This window comes from Microvirga rosea (assembly GCF_020595095.1).
GTDB lineage: Bacteria > Pseudomonadota > Alphaproteobacteria > Rhizobiales > Beijerinckiaceae > Microvirga > Microvirga rosea.
In genome coordinates this window covers 57,583-66,843 of record NZ_JAJDOP010000014.1, presented here as the reverse complement: position 1 = coordinate 66,843, position 9,261 = coordinate 57,583, and the positions used below count along the sequence as shown (strand labels likewise).

The 9,261-nt window shown below is 59.1% G+C and carries 6 protein-coding genes; all 6 read left to right on the top strand.

The window, feature by feature from the left end; translation table 11 throughout:
- The first annotated feature begins 32 nt into the window (after window positions 1-32).
- A complete protein-coding gene (locus tag LJD17_RS24285; RefSeq protein ID WP_319799716.1) occupies window positions 33-2,861 on the top strand; it encodes an Ig-like domain-containing protein in 2,829 nt (942 codons plus the stop codon).
- Window positions 2,862-3,195: 334 nt separating this feature from the next.
- A complete protein-coding gene (locus LJD17_RS21295; RefSeq protein WP_227386213.1) occupies window positions 3,196-3,672 on the top strand; it encodes a formate dehydrogenase subunit gamma in 477 nt (158 codons plus the stop codon).
- On the top strand, window positions 3,669-5,225 hold the full coding sequence (locus LJD17_RS21290) for a formate dehydrogenase beta subunit (protein ID WP_227386212.1): 1,557 nt from the start codon (window positions 3,669-3,671) through the stop codon (window positions 5,223-5,225). Before LJD17_RS21295 ends, LJD17_RS21290 begins: the two co-directional genes overlap by 4 nt.
- An 11-nt stretch (window positions 5,226-5,236) precedes the next feature.
- The gene (gene fdhF / locus LJD17_RS21285; RefSeq protein WP_227386211.1) at window positions 5,237-8,080 is read left to right on the top strand and encodes a formate dehydrogenase subunit alpha; all 2,844 of its coding nucleotides are present in this window, start codon (window positions 5,237-5,239) and stop codon (window positions 8,078-8,080) included.
- Entirely contained in the window at window positions 8,067-8,909 is an 843-nt protein-coding gene (gene fdhD, locus LJD17_RS21280; protein WP_227386210.1) for a formate dehydrogenase accessory sulfurtransferase FdhD, read from the top strand. Before fdhF ends, fdhD begins: the two co-directional genes overlap by 14 nt.
- Window positions 8,906-9,184 (top strand): formate dehydrogenase subunit delta, encoded by a 279-nt coding sequence (locus LJD17_RS21275; protein WP_227386209.1) that lies wholly within the window; start codon window positions 8,906-8,908, stop codon window positions 9,182-9,184. The genes fdhD and LJD17_RS21275 overlap by 4 nt, the downstream gene beginning before the upstream one ends.
- Window positions 9,185-9,261 lie beyond the last annotated feature (77 nt).

Genomic DNA, 9,261 nt, shown 5'->3' with positions numbered 1-9,261 from the left:
CGCAGGACAATCAGCCTCCGCAGACGCCGACGGTGACGACGCCTGTCGTTCTGACCGAAGGCACCGGCCACCAAGTGGATACGGTAGCGACTGCAACCTCCAACGACGACGGAGTCGGCGGCACGACGCTCGGCTACGAGATCGTGACTGCTCCTGGCAGCAGCTTCTTCACGATCAACGCCAACGGCAAGATCTCGTATATCGGCGGCGCCGATTACGAGGCAACCAACATCGGCTTGAAGGTCGAGAACGCCGGTCAGGCGAATGAGAAGAAGTACTTTGAGCTGCAGGTGCGGGCTAAGGAGAGCGGCGCCACCGGTCAGACCTCCGGCATCACAACCGTCAAGGTTTACCTCGACGACGTGAACGAAGCGCCGAAGGCTATCAACCTTACTAATGAGCAGACGATCACAGCTGGTACCACAGGTGCCAATGCCAATGTGGTGAAGGCGACCTGGACGGACGAAGATACCCGCGCGGCCTTCACCGCCAACAACAAATATGGCTTCCTTGTGGGCGGCCAGATCCTATTGTCTGATGGCAAGTTTACGATCAACAAGGACACCGGCCAGATCACCACGAACGACGTGATCAACTCAACGGCTGACGGCAAGACCCTGACCATTATCGCCTATGATGAAGCCAACAACACTCTGCGCTTTACTCAAACCAAACAGATCACTGTTAATGCGCAGGACAATCAGCCTCCGCAGACGCCGACGGTGACGACGCCTGTCGTTCTGACCGAAGGCACCGGCCACCAAGTGGATACGGTAGCGACTGCAACCTCCAACGACGACGGAGTCGGCGGCACGACGCTCGGCTACGAGATCGTGACTGCTCCTGGCAGCAGCTTCTTCACGATCAACGCCAACGGCAAGATCTCGTATATCGGCGGCGCCGATTACGAGGCAACCAACATCGGCTTGAAGGTCGAGAACGCCGGTCAGGCGAATGAGAAGAAGTACTTTGAGCTGCAGGTGCGGGCTAAGGAGAGCGGCGCCACCGGTCAGACCTCCGGCATCACGACCGTCAAGGTTTACCTCGACGACATGAACGAAGCGCCAAAGGACATTGTCTACACTAACGCGCAGACGATCACCGTTGGCACGGCAAAAGATGCCAACGTGGTGAAGGCAACCTGGGTAGATGACGACACCCGTGATGCCTTCGACAACAACGAGTACGGGTTCCTGGTGGGCGGCCAGATTGCGCTGTCTGACGGCAAGTTTACGATCAACAAGGATACCGGGCAGATCACCACGAACGGCGTGATCAACGCAGCGACTGATGGCAAGACCCTGACGGTGGTAGCTTACGACAGCACCACTAACACTCTGCGCTATACCCGAGACTACGAGGTCACAGTTGGCGCGACTGCCAACTCGGCTCCGAAGGACCTACAACTGAATGGCGGAACGGTTGTCTCCATTAATGAAAATGATGCCTTCACAGGCAACCTTTCGGCTGATGATGATAACGACGACACTGACTTCGACTGGATCTTCGACAACACCGTCGTCGGCAACGACAATAGCCTGTTTGAAATTGATAATTCCGGTACGGGCAACAAGAAATTGAAGCTCAAGGCCGGCGTCAACTTTGAAGATCTTTCCGAGGCCAGAAAGAATGCCGATGGCACCAAGTCCGTCAAAGTCTATCTCAAGGCAGATGACGGAAAGCCAAACGGACTCAGCGCCACTCAGGCCTTCGAAATCAAGGTTTCCGACGTCAACGAGGGCCCGGACAACATCAAGCTCAATGGCGCGACTTCCGTAACCATCGCCGAGAATACGCAAACCAATACGGAAGTCGGCACACTGACGGCCCATGATCCGGAAGGGAAAAGCGTTACCTACTCATTGGGCAGCAGCGCTGACGGACGCTTCATGCTCGATGCCACCAAGACGAAGATCCTCGTGGCCGATGGTGCCAAGCTGGATTGGGATGTGCTCCCGAACGGTCAGAAGTATTATGACATCACTGTTGTAGCGACAGACGCGGATAATAAGTCCTCAGAGCAGGTCATCCGGATCAATCTGACCGACGATCCCAGTGACAATCCTACGCCCACGAATCAGGGTCCGTCGGCGCCGGTTCTGAGCGGCAACACGGCCTCTGAATACGCCGCTGCCGGCACGCTGGTCGGCACGCTTGCGGCCACCGATCCCAACGGCGACAGCCTCAGCTACAGCCTCACCAACACCGCCGAGGGCCGCTTCAAGATCGCCGGCAACCAGATCCTGGTCGCCGACGGCTTCCGCCTCGACTTCGAGCAGGCCAAGGCTCACACCGTCACCGTCCAGGTCTCCGACGGCAAGGGCGGGCTCAGCACCCAGACCTTCGCCATCAATGTCGGCGATGTCACCCGCGAGATCACGGCGGGCAGCACGGCCAATGACGTGTTCAAGGCCGGCAAGTACAACGACAAGCTCGGCGGCGGTCTCGGCAACGACAAGCTGTGGGGCGGGCTCGGCAACGACCAGCTTACCGGCGGCAAGGGCAAGGACACGTTCGTGTTCGACACCAAGCTGAACAAGTCCAAGAACAAGGACCTGATCAAGGACTACTCGGTCAAGGACGACACGCTTTGGCTCGACAATGCCCTGTTCAAGGCCAACAAGGCGTTGTACGCGGCGACCAAGAAGGGCACCGAGAAGAAGCCGCTGAAGATGGCGAGCAAGTTCTTCAGCCTGGATACGGCCAAGGACAAGGACGATTTCTTTGTCTACGACTCGCACAAGCGGGTGCTGTACTACGATGCGGACGGCTCGGGCTCCAAGGCCGGGGTGGCGATTGCCACCTTCACCAACAACAAGGCTCTGAAGAACTTCTCCTACAAGGAAATCCTCTTCATCTAAGGGCACTTGCCTGAAAAACCTGATCGACCCGGGGCAGAACGCCCCGGGTTTTTCGTTTTGATCCGGGATTCGGCCACGGGTCTTCAATATCCCTGCATGATATCGGCATTCCGTCCCGATCATGGATCCCGACGGTGTCTCGAGCTCGTCCTTAGCCGGTTCGGGCCCATCCTCAGGCCCTCCTGCGACTGCTCCGTGGCGGAAACCGGATGTCCTTCCGCCAGGCTGTCGGACCGGAATGGCAGATTTTTCTATCGTGGCGCGGAAAGGCTCTATTGCGCCCGAGGCCGAACTTGATCAGTCTTCCCCAATCAGGATTCTTCCCGGGGAGAAGATGTCCAAGTCGGTTCGATGGGATGAGACCCGCGCCAGCGAGATTATCGGCGCCCATGCGTCGCTCGATGGTGCCGCGCTGCCCGTTCTCCACGCCCTGCGGGAGGAGTTCGGCTTCATCCCGGACGACGCCATCCCGCTGGTGGCCTCGGCCCTTAATCTCTCAAGAGCCGAAGTCCATGGAGTCCTGACGTTTTACCACGATTTCCGCCGCGCTCCTCCCGGTCGGCACATCCTGAAGCTCTGCAGGGCCGAAGCCTGCCAGGCCATGAATGCTCCCATCCTGTCCCGAGACCTTCTGGCCAAGCTGGGGATCGATTGGGGCGAGACGACGCCGGATGGGGCCTTGACGGTAGAGGGAGCCTATTGCCTCGGCCTTTGTATGTGCTCGCCCTCCGGGCTTTATGATGGGGAGCCCATCGGCCGTCTCGATGCTGCCAAGCTTGAGGCGCTCATCCAGGAGGCGAGACGCTCGTGACCAGGGTCTATCTCTCCAGGGATGCCGCCTCATTGGCGCTCGGCGCAGACAAGATCGGTCTCCTCCTGGGCGAGGAAGCGGCCCGACGTGGAACGGCGCTTGACGTTGTCGCGACCGGCTCGCGCGGCCTGTTCTGGCTCGAGCCTCTGGTGGAGATCGAGACCGCGGATGGGAGGATTGCATATGGTCCCCTGGATGCGGCGGACATATCCAGTCTCTTCGAGGCGGGCTTTCTCCAGGGAATGCCTCATCCCAAAAAGCTCGGTCGCCTGGAGGACCATTCCTATCTTGCACGTCAAAGCCGTCTGACCTTTGCCCGCTGTGGCATCGTCGATCCCTGTTCCTTGGAGGATTACCGCGCCCATGGCGGGTTCGCGGGCCTTGATCGTGCCCTTGGCCTTGAGCCGGCCGCTCTGGTCGCGGAGGTGAAGGCCTCTGGCTTGAGAGGGCGGGGCGGAGCCGGTTTCCCGACGGGGATCAAATGGGAGACGGTCCTGCATCTCCAGGCGGATCAGAAGTATATCGTTTGCAACGCGGATGAAGGGGATAGCGGGACCTTCGCCGATCGAATGCTGATGGAAGGTGATCCCTTCTGCCTCATCGAGGGAATGATCATCGCAGGCTTGGCGGTCGGCGCCACGAAGGGATTCGTCTATATCAGGTCCGAATATCCCCATGCCTTCCGGGCCATGAACCGCGCCATCACCATCGCGACTGAGGCCGGCTACCTTGGCGCCTCGGTTGCGGGATCGGGACGTTGCTTCACGCTGGAGACGCGTTTGGGCGCTGGCGCTTATATCTGCGGCGAGGAAACGTCTCTTCTCGAAAGCCTGGAAGGCAAGCGCGGCGTTGTCCGGGCCAAGCCTCCCTTGCCGGCGCTCAAGGGACTTTTCGGCAAACCGACGGTGGTCAACAACGTTCTGTCATTCGCTGCGGTGCCGTGGATTCTGGCACGGGGCGCCCAAGCTTATGCGAATTACGGAATGGGCCGCTCGCGCGGAACCATACCGGTGCAGCTTGCGGGAAACGTGAAGCGGGGCGGGCTGGTCGAGATCGGCTTCGGCGCGACCCTTCGAGAACTCGTTTTCGACTTCGGAGGTGGAACCGCAACGGGGCGGCCGGTCCGTGCGGTGCAGGTCGGAGGTCCACTCGGTGCGTACTTTCCCGCGACCATGCTGGACCTGGAATTCGATTATGAAACCCTCGCCGCCGCCAAGGGTATGCTCGGCCATGGCGGAATCGTCGTTTTCGACGACAGTGTCGACCTTGCGCAGCAGGCGCGGTTTGCGTTCGAATTCTGTGCGGCTGAAAGCTGCGGAAAATGCACGCCCTGTCGCATCGGCGCCGTTCGGGGCGTCGAGGTCATGGACCGGCTTCTCGCGGGGATCGAGCGGGAGAAGAACTTCACCCTTCTCGATGACCTGTGCCAGCTCATGACGGATGCGTCGTTGTGCGCGATGGGTGGGCTGACGCCAGTCCCTGTGAGGAGCGCCTTGGCTCATTTCCCCGAAGATTTCGACAAGGCCCTGCGGCTGTCCCCGGCAGCCGAGTGAGGAGCAGCACAATGGCTCTCATCCAAGAAGTGGACTATGGCACACCTCTCGGCAAATCGGAGACGATGGTTACCCTGACGATCGACGGACAAGCGGTAACCGTGCCGGCAGAAACATCCGTCATGGCGGCAGCCATGATGATGGGTACGAAAATCCCAAAGCTCTGCGCCACCGATATGCTCGAGGCCTTTGGCTCATGCCGCCTCTGCCTTGTGGAGATCGAGGGGCGGAAAGGAACGCCCGCTTCCTGCACGACGCCGGTCGCAGCCGGCATGGTGGTCCATACCCAGACGCCGCGTCTGGCAGATCTGCGGCGCGGGGTCATGGAGCTTTACATTTCGGACCATCCGCTCGATTGCCTCACCTGCTCGGCCAATGGGGATTGCGAGCTTCAGGACATGGCCGGGGATGTGGGGCTGCGGGACGTCCGGTATGGGTATGCGGGTGAGAACCACCTTGAGGCTCGGACCGATGCGTCCAATCCCTACTTCTCTTTCGAGGATTCGAAGTGCATCGTCTGCTCTCGCTGCGTGCGTGCTTGCGAGGAGGTTCAAGGAACATTCGCGTTGACGATTGAGGGGCGTGGATTCGACTCCCGCGTTTCACCCGGCGGTACGAACTTCTTTGGTTCCGAATGCGTTTCATGTGGAGCGTGCGTACAAGCCTGCCCGACGGCGACACTCAATGAGAAGAGCGTGATCAGTCTCGGGAAGCCCGAACATTCGGTCGTTACCACATGCGCCTATTGCGGGGTTGGATGTTCCTTCAAGGCGGAAATGAAAGGCAGCACCGTCGTACGCATGGTGCCGTACAAGGATGGGAAAGCGAACGAAGGCCACTCTTGCGTCAAAGGCCGTTTCGCATGGGGCTATGCGACTCACAAGGATCGCATCACGACGCCGATGATCCGCAAGAAGATCACTGACCCATGGCGGGTGGTTTCCTGGGAGGAGGCGATCGATTACGCCGCAAAGGAATTCAAGCGCATTCAGGCACAGTACGGCGTCGACTCCATTGGCGGGATCACGTCGTCGCGTTGCACGAACGAGGAGACCTTTCTGGTCCAGAAGCTTGTTCGCGCCGGGTTCGGTAACAACAATGTCGATACCTGCGCTCGCGTCTGCCATTCTCCAACCGGGTATGGTCTTAAGACCACCCTTGGAACATCCGCCGGTACTCAGGATTTTGCGTCGGTCGCGCATGCTGACGTGATCGTGGTCATCGGGGCCAACCCGACGGACGGACATCCCGTCTTCGCCTCCCGCATGAAGCGTCGTCTTCGTGAGGGCGCTCGCCTCATCGTGATCGATCCTCGCCGTATCGATCTGGTAAGGTCTCCCCATGTTACTGCGGATTATCATCTGCAGCTCCTTCCGGGCACCAATGTCGCGTTGATCAATGCCATCGCCCATGTGGTCGTGACGGAAGGTCTTGTCAATGAAGATTACGTGCGCCAACGCTGCGAACTGGCGGATTTCGAATCCTGGGCCCGCTTCATTGCTGACGAAAGACATGCGCCGGAGGCGGTCGAGCACTTGACGGGCGTGCGAGCTTCCGACGTTCGTGGAGCCACGCGGCTTTACGCGAGAGGGGGCAACGCGGCGATTTACTACGGGCTGGGTGTAACCGAGCACAGCCAGGGGTCTACCATGGTCATGGGTATGGCGAACCTTGCCATGGCGACGGGAAATCTCGGGCGTATCGGTGTCGGCGTTAACCCCTTGCGCGGGCAGAACAACGTGCAGGGTTCCTGTGATATGGGATCCTTTCCGCACGAGTTTTCCGGTTACCGGCATGTATCGGATGATGCCACCCGAAACATGTTCGAGGCTCTCTGGAACGTACCGCTCAAAGGCGAGCCGGGCCTTCGCATACCGAATATGCTTGATGAGGCCGTCGATGGTCGCTTCAAGGGGCTCTATATTCAGGGCGAAGATATTGCACAATCGGATCCGGACACACAGCATGTGACGGCCGGCCTGCGGTCCATGGAGTGTGTCGTCATTCAGGACATCTTCCTCAATGAAACCGCGAAATACGCCCATGTCTTTCTCCCGGGCTCCTCATTCCTTGAGAAGGATGGGACATTTACGAATGCGGAACGGCGCATCAACCGTGTTCGAAAAGTCATGTCTCCTCTTGCTGGAATGGCCGATTGGGAGGTGACAATCGCGCTTTCCAATGCCCTCGGCTATGAGATGTCCTATGCGCATCCGAGCGAAATCATGGACGAGATCGCGCGACTGACGCCGACCTTCGCCGGCGTCTCGTACGAGAAGATCGAGGCGTTGGGATCCGTCCAGTGGCCATGCAACGATGCAGCGCCCCATGGTACTCCGACGATGCATGTGGACCGGTTTGTACGAGGCAAGGGCAAGTTCATGCTGACCGAGTTCATTCCGACCGAGGAACGTACAGGGCCTCGTTTCCCTCTGCTCCTGACTACAGGACGGATCTTAAGCCAATACAATGTCGGGGCGCAGACGCGCCGCACCGAGAACAGCCGGTGGCATGAGGAGGACGTCCTCGAAATTCATCCCTTCGATGCGGAGAGTCGGGGAGTCGAAGACGGAGATATGGTATCTCTGGAAAGTCGTTCCGGCGCTATCGCATTGCGAGCCCGGATCAGCGAGCGGATGCAGCCGGGCGTCGTGTATACGACGTTCCATCATGCCAAAACCGGCGCCAACGTCGTGACGACGGATTATTCGGACTGGGCGACGAGCTGTCCGGAATACAAGGTGACAGCGGTACAAGTGCGACGCACGAACAGAATGTCCGACTGGCAGGAGAAATTCCTGGAGGAGGATCGCACCCTCAAGCGCATCGAGACAAAGCTCGATGCCGCGGAGTAAAACCCGATCCGTCCTTCCGGTTAGTGTCGAGGTCAGGCCTCATGTGATCTCGTTCGGCAGCGGTAGCTGTCTCTCTGTAGAGCGTTTCGTTCCAGCCGAGGAGCCCGTGAACATCGTCTATGCCGGCATGCCCTTCGCCGTCATGATGGCAAGTCCTGCAGATCTTGAGGATTTTGCTGTCGGCTTCAGCTTGACAGAAGGTGTTATTGGCCAAGTTGACGATATCCGCTCTATTCATATCGAACGGGAGGAGCGAGGGATAAAGATCATGATGGACCTCTCGTCAGAGCGGCTCCACGCACATCTGGCGCGCAAACGCGCTTTGGCCGGCGGCACAGGATGCGGCCTTTGCGGGATCGAGGATTTGGATGCGCTGCCGAAGGCGCGGCCGGTCTCTGGACACGCACCGAGCCTGTCCCCTGAGCATGTCCTTAAAGCTCTTGCGGCTCTTGAAGTAAATCAACCACTCAATGAGGCGACCCACGCGGTTCATGCTGCCGCATGGGCGGACCTGGGCGGCAATGTGTGCGCCGTGCGGGAAGATGTGGGGCGCCACAATGCACTGGACAAACTTATCGGCGCTCTTCTTCGATCATCCACTCCCCCGAACGAGGGCTTCTTCATCATGACGAGCCGATGCTCCTATGAATTGGTGGAGAAGGTCGCGTCCTTCGGCGGACGGACACTCGTGACTATTTCGGCTCCCACATCACTTGCCTTGGAGCGTGCACGTCTCCACGATATGACGCTGATCGCCCTCGCTCGCCATGATACGATGACGGTCTTCCACGGCCGCGAGCGCCTGAGCTTGCCGGATGCATCGTCATGAGCACGGAAAAACTGGTCCGCACCGCCAACCAAATCGCGAGCTTCTTCAAATCATATCCCGAAGAGCAAGCTGTTGCCGGAATCCGTGACCACCTGGCGGCCTTTTGGACGCCCCATATGCGGGATACCATTACGACATATGCAAACCAGAAGGGAGACAAGCTGGAGCCTCTTGTCATCAAGGCGCTGCGAACCTTTCACGCCGCGGAAAGTCCAATCGAAAAACAGGTGGCCGGCCCGAGGGAGCTCGGCCCACTGGAGAGTGATGCCGGATGACAAAGGCTGTCTTCCTCATCACTCCGGGCAGATATGCCTGTTGTCGCTGCGCTAAGGGCTTCTGCTTGCGCCTTGCA

Bases quoted from the DNA above. Each gene is read 5' to 3' on its own strand.
- fdhF (WP_227386211.1), top strand. From the start codon at position 5,237: ATGGCTCTCATCCAAGAAGTGGACTATGGCACACCTCTCGGCAAATCG.
- LJD17_RS21295 (WP_227386213.1), top strand. From the start codon at position 3,196: ATGTCCAAGTCGGTTCGATGGGATGAGACCCGCGCCAGCGAGATTATC.
- LJD17_RS21275 (WP_227386209.1), top strand. From the start codon at position 8,906: ATGAGCACGGAAAAACTGGTCCGCACCGCCAACCAAATCGCGAGCTTC.
- fdhD (WP_227386210.1), top strand. From the start codon at position 8,067: ATGCCGCGGAGTAAAACCCGATCCGTCCTTCCGGTTAGTGTCGAGGTC.